General features: G+C 56.3%; 20 protein-coding genes. 12 read left to right on the top strand and 8 right to left on the bottom strand.

Translation table 11 applies throughout. The features are described 5' to 3' along the window. Window positions 1-10: 10 nt before the first annotated feature. The 4 genes from LGL98_RS06790 (at window position 11) to LGL98_RS06805 (ending at window position 2,503) form a co-directional block, all read left to right on the top strand. Window positions 11-436, top strand: coding sequence for a GNAT family acetyltransferase (locus LGL98_RS06790; protein ID WP_002913637.1), 426 nt, complete (start codon window positions 11-13; stop codon window positions 434-436). Next, window positions 423-872, top strand: coding sequence for a DUF2919 domain-containing protein (locus tag LGL98_RS06795; protein WP_114692740.1), 450 nt, complete (start codon window positions 423-425; stop codon window positions 870-872). The genes LGL98_RS06790 and LGL98_RS06795 overlap by 14 nt, the downstream gene beginning before the upstream one ends. Window positions 873-933: 61 nt before the next feature. After that, entirely contained in the window at window positions 934-1,509 is a 576-nt protein-coding gene (locus LGL98_RS06800; RefSeq protein WP_114692741.1) for an RpoE-regulated lipoprotein, read from the top strand. A gap of 94 nt (window positions 1,510-1,603) precedes the next feature. Further along, window positions 1,604-2,503, top strand: a complete 900-nt coding sequence (locus LGL98_RS06805; protein WP_114692742.1) for a Dyp-type peroxidase — start codon at window positions 1,604-1,606, stop codon at window positions 2,501-2,503. 84 nt (window positions 2,504-2,587) lie between these two features. On the opposite strand, the gene LGL98_RS06810 is transcribed toward LGL98_RS06805, so the two are convergent. Beyond that, on the bottom strand, window positions 2,588-2,962 hold the full coding sequence (locus LGL98_RS06810) for an endonuclease domain-containing protein (protein WP_136029930.1): 375 nt from the start codon (window positions 2,960-2,962) through the stop codon (window positions 2,588-2,590). Between the two features lie 200 nt (window positions 2,963-3,162). Between LGL98_RS06810 and cysP the strand changes: the two genes are divergently transcribed. The 5 genes from cysP (at window position 3,163) to cysM (ending at window position 8,000) form a co-directional block, all read left to right on the top strand. Continuing rightward, entirely contained in the window at window positions 3,163-4,179 is a 1,017-nt protein-coding gene (gene cysP, locus LGL98_RS06815) for a thiosulfate/sulfate ABC transporter substrate-binding protein CysP (protein WP_136029928.1), read from the top strand. Further along, on the top strand, window positions 4,179-5,012 hold the full coding sequence (cysT, locus tag LGL98_RS06820; protein WP_025711446.1) for a sulfate/thiosulfate ABC transporter permease CysT: 834 nt from the start codon (window positions 4,179-4,181) through the stop codon (window positions 5,010-5,012). The genes cysP and cysT overlap by 1 nt, the downstream gene beginning before the upstream one ends. Further along, the gene (gene cysW, locus LGL98_RS06825) at window positions 5,012-5,887 is read left to right on the top strand and encodes a sulfate/thiosulfate ABC transporter permease CysW (protein ID WP_114692745.1); all 876 of its coding nucleotides are present in this window, start codon (window positions 5,012-5,014) and stop codon (window positions 5,885-5,887) included. Before cysT ends, cysW begins: the two co-directional genes overlap by 1 nt. After that, complete coding sequence (gene cysA, locus LGL98_RS06830) at window positions 5,877-6,971, top strand: sulfate/thiosulfate ABC transporter ATP-binding protein CysA (protein WP_114692746.1); 1,095 nt, start codon at window positions 5,877-5,879, stop codon at window positions 6,969-6,971. The genes cysW and cysA overlap by 11 nt, the downstream gene beginning before the upstream one ends. A 117-nt stretch (window positions 6,972-7,088) precedes the next feature. Then, complete coding sequence (gene cysM / locus LGL98_RS06835; protein ID WP_136029926.1) at window positions 7,089-8,000, top strand: cysteine synthase CysM; 912 nt, start codon at window positions 7,089-7,091, stop codon at window positions 7,998-8,000. Here cysM and LGL98_RS06840 read toward each other — a convergent pair. Both LGL98_RS06840 and ptsJ read right to left on the bottom strand, forming a co-directional pair. Continuing rightward, window positions 7,997-8,392: a YybH family protein gene (locus LGL98_RS06840; RefSeq protein ID WP_114692747.1), complete on the bottom strand. Its 396-nt coding sequence runs from the start codon at window positions 8,390-8,392 to the stop codon at window positions 7,997-7,999. The two genes, cysM and LGL98_RS06840, sit on opposite strands and share 4 nt — an antisense overlap. A gap of 141 nt (window positions 8,393-8,533) precedes the next feature. Continuing rightward, complete coding sequence (ptsJ, locus tag LGL98_RS06845) at window positions 8,534-9,832, bottom strand: MocR-like B6 salvage transcription factor PtsJ (protein WP_136029924.1); 1,299 nt, start codon at window positions 9,830-9,832, stop codon at window positions 8,534-8,536. Window positions 9,833-9,914: 82 nt separating this feature from the next. Here ptsJ and pdxK point away from each other — a divergent pair, with 82 nt between their 5' ends. Continuing rightward, the gene (gene pdxK / locus LGL98_RS06850) at window positions 9,915-10,781 is read left to right on the top strand and encodes a pyridoxine/pyridoxal/pyridoxamine kinase (RefSeq protein WP_136029922.1); all 867 of its coding nucleotides are present in this window, start codon (window positions 9,915-9,917) and stop codon (window positions 10,779-10,781) included. Then, window positions 10,778-11,017 (top strand): cytoplasmic protein, encoded by a 240-nt coding sequence (locus LGL98_RS06855; RefSeq protein ID WP_114692750.1) that lies wholly within the window; start codon window positions 10,778-10,780, stop codon window positions 11,015-11,017. Before pdxK ends, LGL98_RS06855 begins: the two co-directional genes overlap by 4 nt. 40 nt (window positions 11,018-11,057) lie before the next feature. Here the strand turns inward: LGL98_RS06855 and crr are convergent, their stop codons facing one another. The 5 genes from crr to cysZ form a co-directional block, all read right to left on the bottom strand. Beyond that, window positions 11,058-11,567: a PTS glucose transporter subunit IIA gene (crr, locus tag LGL98_RS06860; RefSeq protein ID WP_008803873.1), complete on the bottom strand. Its 510-nt coding sequence runs from the start codon at window positions 11,565-11,567 to the stop codon at window positions 11,058-11,060. A gap of 42 nt (window positions 11,568-11,609) precedes the next feature. Beyond that, complete coding sequence (gene ptsI, locus LGL98_RS06865) at window positions 11,610-13,337, bottom strand: phosphoenolpyruvate-protein phosphotransferase PtsI (RefSeq protein ID WP_004201998.1); 1,728 nt, start codon at window positions 13,335-13,337, stop codon at window positions 11,610-11,612. Between the two features lie 44 nt (window positions 13,338-13,381). Then, complete coding sequence (gene ptsH / locus LGL98_RS06870) at window positions 13,382-13,639, bottom strand: phosphocarrier protein Hpr (protein ID WP_043017126.1); 258 nt, start codon at window positions 13,637-13,639, stop codon at window positions 13,382-13,384. Between the two features lie 380 nt (window positions 13,640-14,019). Next, window positions 14,020-14,991 (bottom strand): cysteine synthase A, encoded by a 972-nt coding sequence (gene cysK, locus LGL98_RS06875; RefSeq protein WP_114692751.1) that lies wholly within the window; start codon window positions 14,989-14,991, stop codon window positions 14,020-14,022. 175 nt (window positions 14,992-15,166) lie between these two features. After that, entirely contained in the window at window positions 15,167-15,928 is a 762-nt protein-coding gene (cysZ, locus tag LGL98_RS06880; protein ID WP_136029920.1) for a sulfate transporter CysZ, read from the bottom strand. A gap of 230 nt (window positions 15,929-16,158) precedes the next feature. On the opposite strand from cysZ, the gene zipA reads away from it, so the two are divergent. After that, window positions 16,159-17,211, top strand: a complete 1,053-nt coding sequence (gene zipA / locus LGL98_RS06885) for a cell division protein ZipA (protein WP_168435226.1) — start codon at window positions 16,159-16,161, stop codon at window positions 17,209-17,211. The last annotated feature ends 2 nt before the right edge of the window (window positions 17,212-17,213 follow it).

Genomic DNA, 17,213 nt, shown 5'->3' on the forward strand with positions numbered 1-17,213 from the left:
GGGGAATACCATGGAGATTCGCGTTTTTCGCCAGCAGGATTTTGAAGAGGTTGTAACGCTGTGGGAGCGTTGCGATTTGCTGCGCCCGTGGAACGATCCGGAGATGGATATTGAGCGCAAGCTGAATCACGACGTCAGCCTGTTTCTGGTGGCGGAAGTGAATGGCGAAGTGGTCGGCACGGTGATGGGCGGATATGACGGCCATCGTGGGTCAGCCTACTATCTCGGCGTCCATCCGGAATATCGTGGCCGGGGGATTGCGAACGCGCTGCTCAACCGGCTCGAGAAAAAGCTGATTGCCCGCGGCTGCCCGAAAATCAACATTATGGTCCGCGAAGATAACGATGTGGTGCAGGGAATGTACGAGCGGCTGGGTTATGAGTACGCCGATGTCCTGACCCTGGGCAAGCGCCTGATCGAAGATGAAGAATACTGAATTTATCCCCGCCGATTTTGATGCCCATGGCCGTCTGCGCCTGCCTTTGCTTTTCTGGGGCGTGCTATTGTTGCAGGCCCGCACATGGGTGCTGTTTTTGATGGCCGGCGCCTCGCGTCAGCAGGGCGACGCGATCCTCAATCTGTTTTATCCCGATCATGACCGCTTTTGGCTCGGCTTACTGCCTGGCGTGCCGGCGGTACTGGCCTTTCTGCTTAGCGGCTATCGACATCGCCTGCCGCGCCTGTGGCGGGCGATGCGCTGGCTGCTGGTGCTATCGCAGGTGCTGCTGTTGCTATGGCAGCCGATGCTATGGCTAAGCGGTGAATCTCCCTCCTCGCTGACCATTGCGCTGCTGGTCGCGGATGGCTATGCCCTGTGGTGGCTGTTAACCAGTCGTCGCCTGGGCGCCTGTTTTCACCAGACCACCTTTTAATGGCACTTTTTGCCGATCGTGAACTCCAACATGCGTTGAATGACTCAGAAAGGATTGTGATATGAAATCGCTACGTGTAATGCTCTGTGCGCTTCCGCTGGTTCTGACCGGCTGCTCGACAATGAGCGCGGTCAACTGGTCGGCGGCCTATCCGTGGAACTGGTTTGGCGCTTCCACCGAGGTGACCGAGCAGGGAGTGGGTAAACTGACGGCGTCCACGCCGCTCAATGAACAGGCGATTAGCGATGCGCTGGGCAGCGACTACCGTTTACGCAGCGGGATGAAGACCGATAAGGGCAATATCGTCCACTACTTTGAAGCGCTGAAAAACAACAGCGTGGCGCTGACCATCAATGGCGACAACGGTACTATCAGCCGGATTGACGTGCGTGATGCGGAGATCAAAACTGCCAGCGGCGTGAAAATCGGCACACCGTTTAGCGACCTGTACAGCAAGGCCTTCGGCAACTGCCAGAAAGGCAGCAATGACAACGGGGCGGTCGTCGAGTGTCAGGCCGAGGGGAGCCAGCATATCAGCTATGCCTTCACCGGCCACTGGAGCGGCCCGGACGAGCTGATGCCCTCCGACGATACCCTGAAAAACTGGAAAGTCAGCAAGATTATCTGGCGTCGCTAAATTGATCTGAAGAGACACGACGGCTCTGAAAAACGGTTACAATGGCGCGTTAGCAACGCGACAGCGTTGTAGTTGCATCATTTCAGGAGGAGCGATGTCTCAGGTTCAGAGCGGCATTTTGCCGGAACATTGCCGCGCGGCGATTTGGATTGAAGCCAATGTCAAAGGGGACGTTAACGCCCTGCGCGAAGCGAGCAAAATTTTTGTTGATAACGTGGCCACCTTCCAGGCTAAATTCCCCGACGCCAAACTCGGTGCGGTGGTGGCGTTCGGCAATAACGTCTGGCGTCAGCTGAGCGGCGGCGAAGGGGCGGAGGAGTTAAAAGATTTTCCGGCCTATGGCAAAGGGCTGGCGCCGTCCACCCAGTATGACCTGCTGATTCATATTTTATCCGCTCGCCATGAGGTTAACTTCTCAGTGGCGCAGGCCGCGATGGCCGCCTTTGGCGATGCTATCGAGGTCAAAGAAGAGATCCACGGCTTCCGCTGGGTGGAAGAGCGTGACCTCAGCGGCTTTGTCGACGGCACCGAAAACCCGGCGGGGGAAGAAACTCGCCGCGAAGTGGCGGTGATTAAAGACGGCGTGGACGCGGGCGGCAGCTACGTGTTAGTCCAGCGCTGGGAGCATAATCTCAAACAGCTGAACCGCATGAGCGTGCCGGATCAGGAGATGATGATCGGCCGTACTAAAGACGCCAACGAAGAGATCGATGGTGACGAGCGTCCGGTCACGTCGCACCTGAGCCGCGTTGACTTAAAAGAAGATGGCAAAGGGCTGAAAATCGTCCGCCAGAGCCTGCCGTACGGCACCGCCAGCGGCACCCATGGTCTCTATTTCTGCGCCTACTGCGCGCGCCTGCATAACATCGAACAGCAGCTGCTGAGCATGTTCGGCGATACCGACGGCAAACGCGACGCGATGCTGCGCTTCACTAAACCGGTGACCGGCGGCTATTACTTCGCGCCGTCGCTGGAGCGTATCCAGGCGCTGTAATTTTTTCCCCTCACCCTAACCCTCTCCCCAAGGGGGAGAGGGAACCGTTCGGTACGGTTAGCAAGCCCCAGTACGGACCGCCTTTCACCCTCTCCCTGAGGGAGAGGGGCGGGGTGAGGGCATCGGCGACTCAAGCACTTCAAGTATCCTCTCCATCACCGCATCCTCATACTCTTCAAACTCATTATTCCAAACGCGTAAAACCCGCCATCCCTGGCTCTGTAGCCAGCGGGTGCGGCGAACATCGTAGGCACGCCTCTCATCGTGTTGGCCGCCGTCCAGTTCAATCGCCAGCCGTATTGCGCAGCAGGCGAAATCGAGAATATAGGGGCCAACGGGATGCTGGCGGCGAAACTTGTAGCTAGCAAAACGGCGGTTGCGCAGTAAGTACCATAGTCGACGTTCTGTTGGCGTTAAGCTACGTCTGAGCCGACGAGCAAATATCTGTGTGTTTTTCATATAAACACAGTGCGCGCCTGGCTGCCGTTTGTCACAATGACACGTCTAATCTGCGAGCAGCTTTCAGCTAAGCTTTGCCAGTTGCTTATTCTCTTTTCGACTTCTAAATCGCCAAACGGTATATAAAACCGTTACTCCTTTCGTACCCGTTATAAATATGATGATCATCAGAAAATGTTCAACGTTGATAAGGGTGCGCAATGGCCGTTAAATCACTGAAAAAAGGATATCTGGCGCTGGCGGCTTCCATGCTGCTGGTGGCGCAGGCGCAGGCGACGGAGCTGCTGAACAGCTCCTATGATGTCTCCCGCGAGCTGTTTGCCGCCCTTAACCCGCCTTTTGAGCAGCAGTGGGCGAAAGAAAACGGCGGCGATAAGCTGACCATCAAGCAGTCCCATGCCGGTTCATCCAAACAGGCGCTGGCTATTTTGCAAGGCCTGAAGGCGGACGTGGTCACCTATAACCAGGTGACGGACGTGCAGATCCTGCATGACAAAGGCAACCTGATCCCGGCCGACTGGCAAAGCCGCCTGCCGAACAACAGCTCACCGTTCTATTCGACGATGGGCTTCCTGGTGCGCAAAGGCAACCCAAAAAATATTCATGACTGGAACGACCTGGTCCGCTCTGACGTCAAGCTGATCTTCCCGAACCCGAAAACCTCGGGCAACGCGCGGTACACCTACCTGGCGGCATGGGGCACGGCGGATAAAGCCGACGGTGGCGATAAAGCCAAAACCGAACAGTTTATGACCCAGTTTCTCAAGAACGTCGAAGTCTTTGACACCGGCGGACGCGGGGCGACCACCACCTTTGCCGAGCGCGGCCTGGGCGATGTGCTGATTAGCTTCGAATCGGAAGTAAACAATATTCGCAAGCAGTATGAGGCGCAGGGATTTGAAGTGGTGATCCCGAAAACCAACATTCTGGCGGAGTTCCCGGTGGCATGGGTCGATAAAAACGTCAAAGCCAATGGCACCGAAAAGGCGGCGAAAGCCTACCTGAACTGGCTCTATACCCCGCAGGCGCAGACCATCATTACCGACTACTACTATCGGGTAAACAACCCGAAAGTGATGGACGGCCTGAAGGATAAGTTCCCGCAGACTGAACTGTTCCGCGTGGAAGATAAGTTTGGCTCCTGGCCTGAGGTGATGAAAACCCACTTCGCCAGCGGCGGTGAACTGGACAAACTGTTGGCGGCGGGGCGTAAGTAATGTTTGCTGTGTCGTCCAAGCGCGTGCTGCCGGGCTTTACCCTGAGCCTTGGCACCAGCCTGCTGTTTGTCTGTCTGATTTTGTTATTACCCCTCAGCGCGCTGGTGATGCAGCTGGCGCAGATGAGCTGGGCGCAGTACTGGGATGTGATCAGCAACCCGCAGGTGGTGGCGGCCTATAAGGTGACGCTGCTCTCGGCATTCGTGGCCTCGATATTTAACGGCGTATTCGGTCTGCTGATGGCCTGGATCCTGACCCGCTATCGTTTTCCAGGCCGCACGCTGCTGGATGCCTTAATGGATCTGCCGTTCGCGCTGCCGACGGCGGTGGCCGGCCTGACGCTGGCTTCGCTGTTTTCCGTTAACGGTATTTACGGGGAATGGCTGGCGAAATTCGATATTAAAGTGACCTATACCTGGCTCGGCATCGCCGTAGCGATGGCCTTCACCAGCATCCCGTTTGTGGTACGTACCGTGCAGCCGGTGCTGGAGGAGTTGGGGCCCGAGTATGAGGAAGCGGCGGAAACGCTGGGCGCAACGCGCTGGCAGAGTTTCCGCAAGGTCGTACTGCCGGAGCTGTCACCGGCGCTGCTGGCGGGTATTGCCCTGTCGTTTACCCGCAGCCTCGGCGAGTTTGGCGCGGTGATTTTTATCGCCGGCAATATCGCGTGGAAGACCGAGGTGACCTCGCTGATGATCTTTATTCGTTTGCAGGAGTTTGACTATCCGGCGGCGAGCGCGATCGCCTCGGTGATCCTTGCTGCTTCACTGCTGCTGCTGTTTTCCATCAATACCCTGCAGAGTCGCTTTGGTCGACGCGTGGTAGGTCACTAATGGCGGAAGTTACTCAATTGAAACGCTACGACGCGCCCCGTATCAACTGGGGGAAATGGTTTCTGATTGGCGTCGGGATGCTGGTCTCCGCCTTCATCCTTGTGGTGCCGATGCTCTATATCTTTGTCCAGGCCTTCAGCAAAGGATTGATGCCGGTGTTGGAAAACCTGGCGAACCCCGACATGCTGCATGCCATCTGGCTGACGGTGATGATTGCGTTGATTACCGTACCGGTGAACCTGGTGTTCGGTACATTGCTGGCCTGGCTGGTGACACGTTTTACCTTTCCGGGGCGCCAGCTTCTGCTGACGTTACTGGATATCCCGTTCGCCGTCTCGCCGGTGGTTGCGGGCCTGGTTTATCTGCTGTTCTACGGCTCTAACGGCCCGCTGGGCGGCTGGCTTGACGCGCATAATCTGCAAATCATGTTCGCCTGGCCGGGCATGGTGCTGGCGACCATCTTTGTTACCTGTCCGTTTGTGGTGCGTGAGCTGGTGCCGGTGATGATGAGTCAGGGCAGTCATGAAGATGAGGCCGCGGTGCTGCTGGGCGCGTCCGGCTGGCAGATGTTCCGCCGGGTGACATTGCCCAATATTCGCTGGGCGCTGTTGTACGGCGTGGTGCTGACCAACGCCCGCGCCATCGGCGAATTTGGCGCGGTGTCGGTGGTTTCCGGCTCGATCCGCGGCGAAACGCTATCGCTGCCGCTGCAAATTGAACTACTGGAGCAGGATTACAACACCGTCGGCTCGTTTACCGCCGCCGCCCTGCTGACGTTAATGGCTATTCTGACCCTGTTTTTAAAGAGTATGTTGCAATGGCGTCTGGCCAATCAGGAAAAACGCGCGCAACAGGAGGGAAATCATGAGCATTGAGATTGCCAATATTAAGAAATCGTTTGGTCGCACCCAGGTGCTGAATGATATCTCGCTGGATATCCCTTCCGGACAAATGGTTGCGCTGCTGGGACCTTCGGGTTCCGGAAAAACCACCTTGCTGCGAATCATCGCCGGTCTGGAGCATCAGACCAGCGGTCATATCCGCTTCCACGGTACTGACGTCAGCCGAATGCATGCTCGCGACCGTAAAGTGGGCTTCGTTTTCCAGCACTATGCGTTGTTCCGCCATATGACGGTGTTCGATAACATCGCTTTTGGCCTGACCGTGCTGCCGCGCCGCGAACGCCCCAATGCGGCGGCGATTAAAGCCAGGGTGACTAAACTGCTGGAGATGGTGCAGTTGGCCCATCTGGCGGATCGCTATCCGGCGCAGCTGTCCGGTGGCCAAAAGCAGCGTGTGGCGCTGGCCCGCGCCCTGGCGGTGGAGCCGCAAATTCTGCTGCTGGATGAACCCTTCGGCGCGCTGGACGCCCAGGTGCGTAAAGAGCTGCGCCGTTGGCTGCGTCAGCTGCATGAAGAACTGAAATTTACCAGCGTGTTCGTCACCCACGACCAGGAAGAGGCGATGGAAGTTGCCGATCGGGTGGTGGTGATGAGCCAGGGCAACATCGAACAGGCCGATGCGCCGGAGCGCGTGTGGCGTGAGCCGTCGACCCGTTTCGTACTGGAGTTTATGGGAGAAGTTAACCGCCTGCAGGGCGTCATCCGCGGTGGACAGTTCCACGTCGGCGCGCACCGCTGGCCGTTAGGTTATACCCCAACATACCAGGGACCGGTGGATCTGTTCCTGCGTCCGTGGGAAGTGGATATCAGCCGGCGGACCAGCCTGGATTCGCCGCTGCCGGTGCAGGTACTGGAAGCCAGTCCGAAAGGCCACTACACCCAATTAGTCGTCCAGCCTCTGGGATGGTATGACGAACCGCTGAGCGTGGTGCTGGCGGGCGATGATGCCCCGTCCCGCGGCGAACGGCTGTTCGTCGGGCTGCAAAACGCGCGTTTGTATAACGGTACCGAGCGTATCGAGCCGCGCGGCGAGCTTGCTCTGGCGGAGTCAGCCTGATAGCTTAAATCCATGTGCTTTGCCGGGTGAGGCTCTGCTTACCCGGCCTGTAATTATCACGCGTCTGCCAGGCCGGGTAAGCGAAGCGCCACCCGGCTTTTTTATTGAGTAAAAATCGTGAATACACTTGAACAAACCATCGGCAATACCCCTCTGGTCAAACTTCAGCGTCTGGGCCCGGACAACGGCAGCGAAGTCTGGGTCAAACTCGAAGGCAATAATCCGGCCGGCTCGGTGAAAGATCGCGCTGCGCTGTCGATGATCGTCGAAGCGGAAAAGCGCGGCGAAATTCAGCCCGGCGACGTACTGATCGAAGCGACCAGCGGCAACACCGGCATTGCTCTGGCCATGATCGCTGCGTTGAAAGGCTATCGCATGAAGCTGCTGATGCCCGACAACATGAGCCAGGAGCGTCGGGCCGCGATGCGCGCTTACGGCGCCGAGCTTATCCTGGTCAGCAAAGAGCAAGGGATGGAGGGGGCCCGCGACCTGGCGCTGGAGATGGCCCAGCGCGGAGAAGGCAAATTGCTCGATCAGTTTAACAACCCGGACAATCCCTACGCCCACTACACCACTACCGGGCCGGAAATCTGGCAGCAGACCGCGGGGCGTATTACCCACTTTGTCTCCAGCATGGGGACCACCGGCACCATTACCGGTGTGTCACGTTTCCTGCGTGAACAGAGTAAGCCGGTGGCCATTGTCGGTCTGCAGCCGGAAGAGGGCAGCAGTATTCCAGGGATCCGTCGCTGGCCGGCGGAGTATATGCCGGGGATCTTTAACGCTTCGCTGGTGGATGCGGTGCTGGATATTCATCAGCAGGATGCCGAGAACACCATGCGTCAGCTGGCGGTCCGGGAAGGCATTTTCTGCGGCGTCAGTTCGGGCGGCGCGGTAGCGGGCGCGTTACGCATTGCTCGCGAAAATCCCGGCGCGGTGGTGGTAGCGATCGTCTGCGATCGCGGCGATCGCTACCTCTCCACCGGCGTGTTCGGTGAAGAACATTTTAGCCAGGGGGCGGGCATTTAATCATCAAGCAGGTCGGTACCGTAGGAGTTATCGACGGTGCACAGCCAGCGTTCGCCCTGCTTCAGAAAGACATAGGTGGCGCGCCGCGTAACCTGGGATATCCCGTCCGCCGTCGGGATATCCAGCCGGGTCTCCATAATCACCAGCGCATTGCCGCCGCCTTCGATAACCTCCATTTTCCCCTGAGTCACCACCAGCCGGTGCTGGAAATAGTCGGCAATGGCGATAAAGGCTTTGCGAATATTCTCTTTCCCTCTGACCACCATGCCCGGTTTGACGACCAGCGCGGCGTCTTCTGCGTAATAACTCATCAGGGTATCGTAATCTTCCTGCGAGATAGCGCGGTCGCAGGCTTCAATGACTGCTTTCAGTGCCAGGTCAGTGTGATGCATCTCTGGTGCTCCTTATTGTGGGCTATTTGTTCGTCTCGGCGATCAGAGCATGCAGGTAAGACTAGCCTGTTTTCGTTTATTTTTTCATTAATTTGTCGGCAACTGCCATCACTCCCCGATACGTTCGGTGGACTGCCTGCGTCAGGGGGCGTCTACGGCCTGCGCGATATCGGCTGCCAGGCGGTTAATCTCAGCGTCATTCAGGCGACCCAGCGACAGGCGTAGTCCGTGCGCAGGCGCGCGCACGCCAAATACTTCCCCTTCGCGGACCAGCCAGCCGGCGCGGGCCAGGCGTAAGGCGTAGGGCTGGCTGGCCGTCGCCAGCGGCAGCCAGAAATTGAGACCATCGCCTGGCGTTACATGGCTGTGTCCGTGGCGGGCCAGCGCCGCCGCCAGGTTCTCATTTTGTTGGCGATAGTGCCGGCGAGCCTCTGCCATCGAGGCAATAAAGGTGTCATCGGTCAGGCAGGCCAGCGTTAGGTCCTGCAGCAGATGGCTGACCCACTGGCTGCCGGCGTTAAGCCGCAGACGTAGCGCCGCTGAAGTATCGGCATCGCTGGCGATAAAGGCCAGCCGCAGGTCCGGTCCAAGGGTCTTCGACATTGAGCGGACCAGTGCCCAGCGTTGCGTGCTCGCGGGCAGAGGGGAGTACCATGGTGTAGCCGACAGCAGGGCAAAGTGGTCATCAACGATCGCCAATACCTGCGGGTAGCGGGCTAGCACCTCCCGCAGGGCATGCGCCCGAGTTTCCGTCAGGCTACAGCCGGTAGGATTATGTGCCCGCGGGGTTAAGATCACCGCCCGCGCACCGTTGCGTAACGCCTCCTCCAGGCCGTCAGGATCCATCCCTTCGGCATCCACCGCCACCGGGCAGGGGCTAAAGCCGGCGTAACGCACCATATTGATGCTGCTGAGAAAACAGGGATCTTCGACCACCACGCCGTCGCCGGGGAGTAGCAGGGCGCACAGCAGGCGTTCCAGGGCGTCTATCGCCCCGCTGGCCAGGTTGACTTCAAACGAGGCCGACACTTCCCGGGCAAACCACATTGCGGCCCACTCCCCGAGACGGGGTTCGATAGCAGCATCCCCATACAGGCGTGGCGTACGAGCAATTTGGCTCAGATAGCGGGATAAATCAGGCAGCCTGGCCGGATCAGGATTACCGCTGGAGATATCGTTCAGCGGTGTTGTTGGGTCTCCCCCCTCCAGCGCTGGCAGCGGATCCCGTGCTTTAATGGCTGTGCCGTTGCGTCCCTGACTGACGGCCAGGCCAGAGGTCACCAGACGTTTATAGGCGGCAGCGACGGTATTGCGATTCACCGCAAGCTGGCTGGCGAGCTCGCGTACCGGCGGCAGAACTTCTCCGGGTTGCAACCCACCGCTCTGTACCAGATGGCGGATATGATCGAAGATATCGCTGGCGGTTTTTCCGGTAAACATTATTGACCTATGACAAAATGAAATTTAGCATAGGACGAATCATAATCAGAGCGTGACCCGCTGTCCAGCGGGGGGAGAAAAGATGGGCCAGCAAGATGACATACAATCAGTGCTCTTTCACGACAAAAGCCGGGCGTCAGAGGTTGATATCGTCGCCGTGCAGTCGCAGGTAGTCTACGGCAGCGTCGGCAACAGCATCGCGGTTCCGGCGATTAAACAGCACGGTCTGCGCGTGCTGGCAGTGCCGACGGTGCTGTTCAGCAATACGCCCCATTATGAGACGTTCTATGGCGGCATTATTCCAGAGGAGTGGTTTGTCGGATATCTGCAGGCGCTGGAGGAGCGCGACGCATTGCGCGAACTGCGTGCAGTGACCACCGGTTATATGGGCAACGCCGTGCAAATTGAACGTCTGGCGCAGTGGCTGACGCGGGTCCGCGTTCGCCATCCCGAGCTCTGTATTCTGGTGGATCCGGTGATTGGCGATGTTGATAGCGGCATCTACGTCAAGGCCGAGATCCCTGATGCCTATCGTCAGCACCTGCTGCCGCTGGCGCAGGGGATCACCCCGAATCTGTTTGAGCTGGAGACACTGAGTGGCAGGCGCTGCCGCAATCAGCAGGAGGCGGTTGCCGCGGCGCGGAGCCTGCTGTCAGATACCCTTCAGTGGGTGGTGATTACCAGTGCACCGGGGGAGGTAAGTTCGACGATCAATGTGCTGGTGGTGACCGCCGATGCGGTGGAGATGGTGGTCCATCCGCGGGTGGAGACAGACTTAAAAGGAACCGGCGATCTGTTCTGCGCGGAACTGGTGAGCGGGTTGCTTTCCGGCCTGGCGTTGGGGACAGCGACTGAGGCTGCCGCCCAGCGCGTGCTGGAGGTGATGAACTGGACTGCCGCGCAGCGGTGTGACGAATTAATCCTGCCGCCGCTGGAGAAACATAAATGAAAAGCTATCGGTTAGTGGTCCGTCAGCAGGGACGTATTGTCGGTCATTTTGATACGACGGGGGAGGCGGCGCTGGAAGACGCCTGCGTGGCGCGGTCGCTGTTCGGCCTGGCCGGAGGGTATCAGTGCGAACTGCTGGTTTCTGAAAGTGAAAGACGCATTCTGGAAAGTACGCCGGGAGGCATGCGCGTTCTGTCCAGGGAGAAATGTTACCGAGCTGTGACCCGAGCAATATAAAAAAATGGCGCCTTTCGGCGCCATTTTTATGCAGCAAGCATTACTTCTTGATGCGGATAACCGGGGTTTCGCCCACAGTCACGCTACCGGACAGTTTGATCAGCTCTTTGATCTCGTCCATGTTGGAGATAACCACCGGCGTCAGGGTAGACTTGGCTTTCTCTTCCAGCAGCGGCAGATCGAATTCGATTACCGGATCGCCGACTTTCACGCGCTGGCCTTCTTCAGCAATACGCTTGAAGCCTTCGCCTTTCAGTTCAACGGTATCAATACCGAAGTGAACGAACAGCTCGATGCCGCTATCAGATTCAATAGAGAACGCATGGTTGGTTTCGAAAATTTTACCAATGGTACCGTCTACCGGCGCGACCATTTTGTTGCCGGTCGGTTTGATGGCAATCCCATCGCCCACGATTTTTTCCGCAAAAACCACATCCGGCACGTCTTCGATGTTGACGATTTCACCGGAAAGGGGAGCAATAATCTCAATAGTTCCGGTGTCTTTCTTGTCATCAGAAACCAGAGATTTCAATTTATCAAACAAACCCATGATCTTCTCCTAAGCAGTAATTTGGGCCGCGCATCTCGTGGATTAGCAGATTGTTTTTTCTTCAATGAACTTGTTAACCAGCGTCATTAACTCGTCCGTTGTCGGTTGAGCAAGAGCCTGCTCTGCTAATACTTTTGCATCTTCGAAGTTCGTGTTACGAATAATCTTCTTGATGCGCGGGATGGAAATGGCGCTCATAGAGAATTCGTCCAGCCCCATACCCAGCAACAGAAGTGTAGCACGTTCATCGCCCGCAAGCTCACCGCACATGCCAGTCCATTTACCTTCAGCGTGAGAAGCATCAATAACTTGCTTAATCAGATTCAGTACAGACGGTGACATCGGCTGGTAAAGATGTGAAATCATATCATTACCACGGTCAACTGCCAGAGTATATTGCGTTAAATCATTGGTGCCGATACTAAAGAAATCAACTTCTTTGGCCAGATGACGAGCAATGGTCGCCGCAGCCGGTGTTTCCACCATCACGCCGATCTCAATGGATTCGTCAAATGCTTTACCTTCGTCACGCAGTTCCTGTTTGTAGATTTCGATCTCTTTTTTCAGCGCACGCACTTCTTCAACAGAGATGATCATCGGGAACATAATGCGCAGTTTACCGAAAGCGGAAGCACGCAGGATGGCACGAACCTGATCGCGCAGGATCTCTTTACGATCCATCGCGATACGTACGGCACGCCAGCCAAGGAACGGGTTCTCTTCTTTCGGGAAATTCATGTACGGCAGCTCTTTGTCGCCACCGATGTCCATGGTACGGACGATAACGGCCTGAGAGCCACAAGCTTCAGCCACCGCTTTATAAGCTGCAAACTGCTCTTCTTCTGTCGGCAGCGCGTCGCGATCCATGAACAGGAATTCGGTACGATACAGGCCTACGCCTTCGGCGCCGTTGCGCTCAGCACCTTCGACATCGCGAACGGTACCAATGTTGGCGCAGACTTCAACCTGGTGGCCGTCGAGGGTAATCGCCGGTAGATCTTTCAGTTTCGCCAGTTCGGCTTTTTCTTCCGCAACCTGAGCCTGCAGATTACGCAGCGCTTCAATTTGCTCGTTAGACGGGTTGATCAGAACCTGATTGTTCACCGCGTCAAGAATCAGATAGTCGCCGTTTTTCACCTGCGCCGTAATGCTGCCGGTGCCCACAATGGCCGGCAGTTCCAGGGAACGCGCCATGATGGAGGTGTGAGAAGTACGGCCGCCCGCGTCGGTGATGAAACCCAGCACTTTTTTCAGGTTCAGCTGTGCGGTTTCAGACGGGGTCAGATCGGCAGCGACGAGGATAACTTCATCCTGAATCGCGCTCAGATCGATGATCGCCAGACCAAGGATGTTGCGCAGCAGGCGCTTACCGATATCACGTACGTCAGCCGCACGTTCTTTCAGGTATTCATCGTCCAGCTCTTCCAGGGCAGTGGCCTGACCGTCGATAACTTCATTGGCTGCCGCGTCGGCAGTCATGTGCTTATCTTTAATCAGGGCTATGATTTCCTGCTCAAGCTCCTCATCTTCCAGCAGCATAATATGCCCTTCGAAGATGGCTTCTTTTTCTTCACCGAAAGTTTCACCAGCTTTGGTTTTGATGACCTCCAGCTGGGCGGAGGCCTTGGCGCGGCCGCTCAGGAAACGTTCGACTTCCTGATCAACCTTATCGGCAGAAATTTTCTTCCGGTCGATGACAATTTCATCTTCCTTCAGCAGCAATGCTTTGCCAAAGGCGATACCCGGGGATGCTAAAATGCCTGAAATCATAACCCTACCTTACTTGTGACTGATATGAAAAAGAACCCGTGAACTTACTCGAGTTCAGCCATCAGTTTAACCAGATGCTCAACAGCTTTCTGCTCATCTTCGCCTTCAGCGGAGAGGGTCACTACGGTACCCTGGGTCAGGCCCAGAGTCTGCAGTTTGAACAGGCTTTTGGCGCTGGCGCTTTTGCCGTTGGAGGTTACAGTGATCTCAGAAGAGAAGCCTTTAGCTTCTTTAACAAACTGAGCAGCAGGGCGGGTGTGCAGACCGTTCGGAGCGGTAATGGTAACTTCTTGCTGGAACATTATATTTCCCCAACTTATAGGTTTAGTGTTGTGGACCTAAAGTCTAGTCTAACGACTCGACTTTAGCCTGTATTGTTAGCGCCGGCGTTACGTTTCCGGCCTTGGCGTCGGCAGCGCCTGGCGCTGCGAAGACCTGAGGGCCATTGACGTCTAGCACGTCATTAAACATTATGCCGCGAAAGGAAGACTTGAACCAAATCATAAAATCGATTCAGCTGGCGGAAATCCTCTTCTGAATAATTTCGCGCATCAAAATAAATGTGCTGGTTAAATACCAGACCCTACGAGGTGAATCAATGCCAGGAGGGGTAAAACTTTGACGTATGCCACAAAAAAGCACCTGAAAAGGTGCTTTTTTACACATTATTTACAAGCTGGCACTACTGTTGCAGTTCTTTCTCTGTGAAGAGATCGGCAAACAACGCGGTGCTTAAATAACGCTCACCTGAGGAAGGTAGGATAACCACAATATTCTTATTGGTAAAGGACTCATCTTCCTGCAGCTTCAGCGCGGCGGCAACGGCGGCCCCGGAAGAGATACCTGCCAGGATGCCTTCTTCTTCCATCAGACGGCGTGCCGTGGAGATGGCTTCATCATTGGTGATACCGATGACTTTATCCACCAGCTTCAGATCCAGGTTGCCCGGGATAAAACCGGCACCGATGCCCTGAATTTTGTGCGGACCCGGCTTGAGCTCTTCGCCTGCCAGCGCCTGAGAGATGACCGGCGAATCGGTCGGTTCAACGGCGACGGTGATCAGATCTTTTTTGCCTTTGGTGTTTTTAATGTAGCGGCTGACACCGGTCAGCGTTCCGCCAGTACCTACGCCAGAGATAAACACGTCCACCTGGCCATCGGTATCTTCCCAGATTTCAGGGCCGGTGGTCTTCTCATGAATTTCCGGGTTAGCCGGGTTGCTGAACTGCTGCAGCAGCAGGAATTTTTCCGGGTTGCTGGCGACAATCTCTTCCGCTTTCTGGATGGCACCTTTCATGCCTTTGGCGCCTTCGGTCAGCACCAGGTTCGCGCCCAGCGCTTTGAGCAGCTTACGACGCTCAATACTCATGGTTTCCGGCATGGTTAGCGTCAGTTTGTAGCCGCGGGCCGCTGCCACGTAGGCGAGGGCGATACCGGTGTTGCCGCTGGTCGGTTCAACCAGTTCCACGCCAGGTTTCAGAACGCCGCGCTTTTCAGCATCCCAGATCATATTGGCGCCAATACGGCATTTTACGCTAAAGCTCGGGTTACGAGATTCTACCTTTGCCAGGATGCGACCGTTGCCAATGCGGTTCAGTCGTACCAGCGGCGTATGACCGATAGTCAGGGAGTTGTCTTCAAAAATCTTACTCATGGCCCGTCCTTAACTGTATGAAATTTGGGGGTACGGCATCAGCATACCCGCTTAAAGAATATGCGGAAGTAAGGATTTAGCATATCTATATGCGGAAGGGAAATAATGATGAGCAAGAAGGAATAAGCGAGATATAAGGAGCGGCATTCGCCGCTCCTGGATGGACGTCTGGTGGCTACTTCCAGATAGCGTGTTTATCGCGATAGCAATCAACCCACATGGCGGTGGCACCGCAGATGGCCACGGGCAGGATCACGAGGTTTAACACCGGCATCATCGTGAACAGGCTGGTGAGCGCGCCAAACTGCATATTCATCATCTTGCGGCTGCGCAGCGCTTCGCGCATGGTCTTGAAGGGGACCTTGTGATTATCGAAGGGATAATCGCAGTATTGAATCGCCAGCATCCATGCGCTGAACAGGAACCAGAGTACTGGCGCCACCGTCTGGCCAACGCCGGGAATAAAGTAGAGCAGCAACAGTATGATGGCGCGCGGCAGGTACCAGGCCAGCTTCTGCCATTCTCGCTTCATGATCCGTGGAATATCCTTCATGATGCCAAAGACGCCGACATCCGGCGGGATAGCGCCGGTCAGACGGGCTTCAAGCTGTTCTGCCAGCAGACCACTGAACGGGGCGGCTATCCAGTTAGCAATCGTTGAAAAGAAGTAGCCAAACACCAGCAGGATTGAGAGCACTACCACCGGCCACAGCAGGTAGTTCAGCCACTGCAGCCAGTCCGGCACATGGCTCATCAGCGAGGGGATCCAGCTGCCGAGACGGGTAAACAGCCACCAGAAGGCTGCGCCCATCAGCAGCACGTTAACCAGCAAAGGCAGGAAGACATAACGCCGTATGCCCGGCAACCCGATGAGTTTCCAGCCCTGCGAAAAATAATAAACGCCGCTACGCGGGGTTGGTGCGGATGATGAAACCATAGCCAGGCAATGCTCCTTTTTTAACATCCAGAGTGAATGCTCGCTTATTTTATCGGGTCGTCAGACAATAACCAGTTAGGAAATGTTCGAAAAAACAGCAAAAAGCACGATTTAGTTCATCTTTATGTGGTGAAAGCTACTGACGCACTTGCACTTGAGGTAATCGGCAAATACTCTTAGTGAGTAAATGTTTGCCGTGGTGGCAAGGTGTTAGAACAACAGAGAATATAATGATGCAGGATTTGCGTCTGATATTAATCATTGTTGGCGCGATCGCCATAATCGCTTTACTGGTACATGGGTTCTGGACCAGCCGTAAAGAACGTTCTTCGATGTTTCGCGATCGCCCACTGAAACGTATGAAGTCGCGCGACGATGAGTCGGAAAACGACGACTTTGATGATAATGTTGAAGGCGTAGGTGAAGTCCGCGTTCATCCGGTCACTCACGCCCCGCACGGCGCGCATGGGGAGCATGAAGCCCCTCGTCAGGCGCCACAGCACCAGTACCAGCCGCCTTACGAGCGCCAGATGCAGCAGCCTGCGCGTCCTGAAGAACCGGTTCGCCAGCCGCCGCAGCCGCCGCGCCAGGCTCCGGTTCAGCCGCAGGGGCAGCAGCCTGTGCCACATGCGGCTCCTCAGCCAGGTTGGCAACAACCGCAACCCGCGCAGCCGCCTGTGCAACCTCAACACCAGCCGCAGCCTGTGGTGCAGCAGCCCGTCGCGCCACAACCGGTGACGCCGTCTGTCGCCCAGCCGCAGCCGGCCGCAACACAGCAGCCTGTCGGCGCACCGCAGCCCACTGTCGCTGAGCCGAAGGCGCCAGAACCGCAGCAGCCTGCCGCGCCACAGCCGAAAGAGCGCAAAGAAACGGTGATTGTGATGAACGTCGCCGCCCATCATGGCGCGCAGCTTAACGGTGAGGTGCTGATCAACAGCATCCAGCAGGCCGGTTTCAAGTTTGGTGAAATGAATATTTTCCACCGTCACCTGAGCCCGGACGGCAGCGGCCCTGTGCTGTTTAGCCTGGCCAACATGGTGAAGCCGGGAACCTTTAATCCGGACAGCATGGCGGATATGATGACCCCCGGGGTGACTATCTTTATGCAGGTCCCCTCCTACGGTGATGAACTGCAGAACTTCAAGCTGATGCTGCAGTCTGCACAGTATATCGCCGACGAAGTGGGCGGCGTAGTGCTTGACGATCAGCGTCGCATGATGACGCCGCAAAAACTGCGTGAATATCAGGATCGTATTCGCGAAGTGAAAGACGCGAACGCCTGACG

Origin of the sequence: Klebsiella africana (assembly GCF_020526085.1) — a bacterium.
Lineage (GTDB): Bacteria > Pseudomonadota > Gammaproteobacteria > Enterobacterales > Enterobacteriaceae > Klebsiella > Klebsiella africana.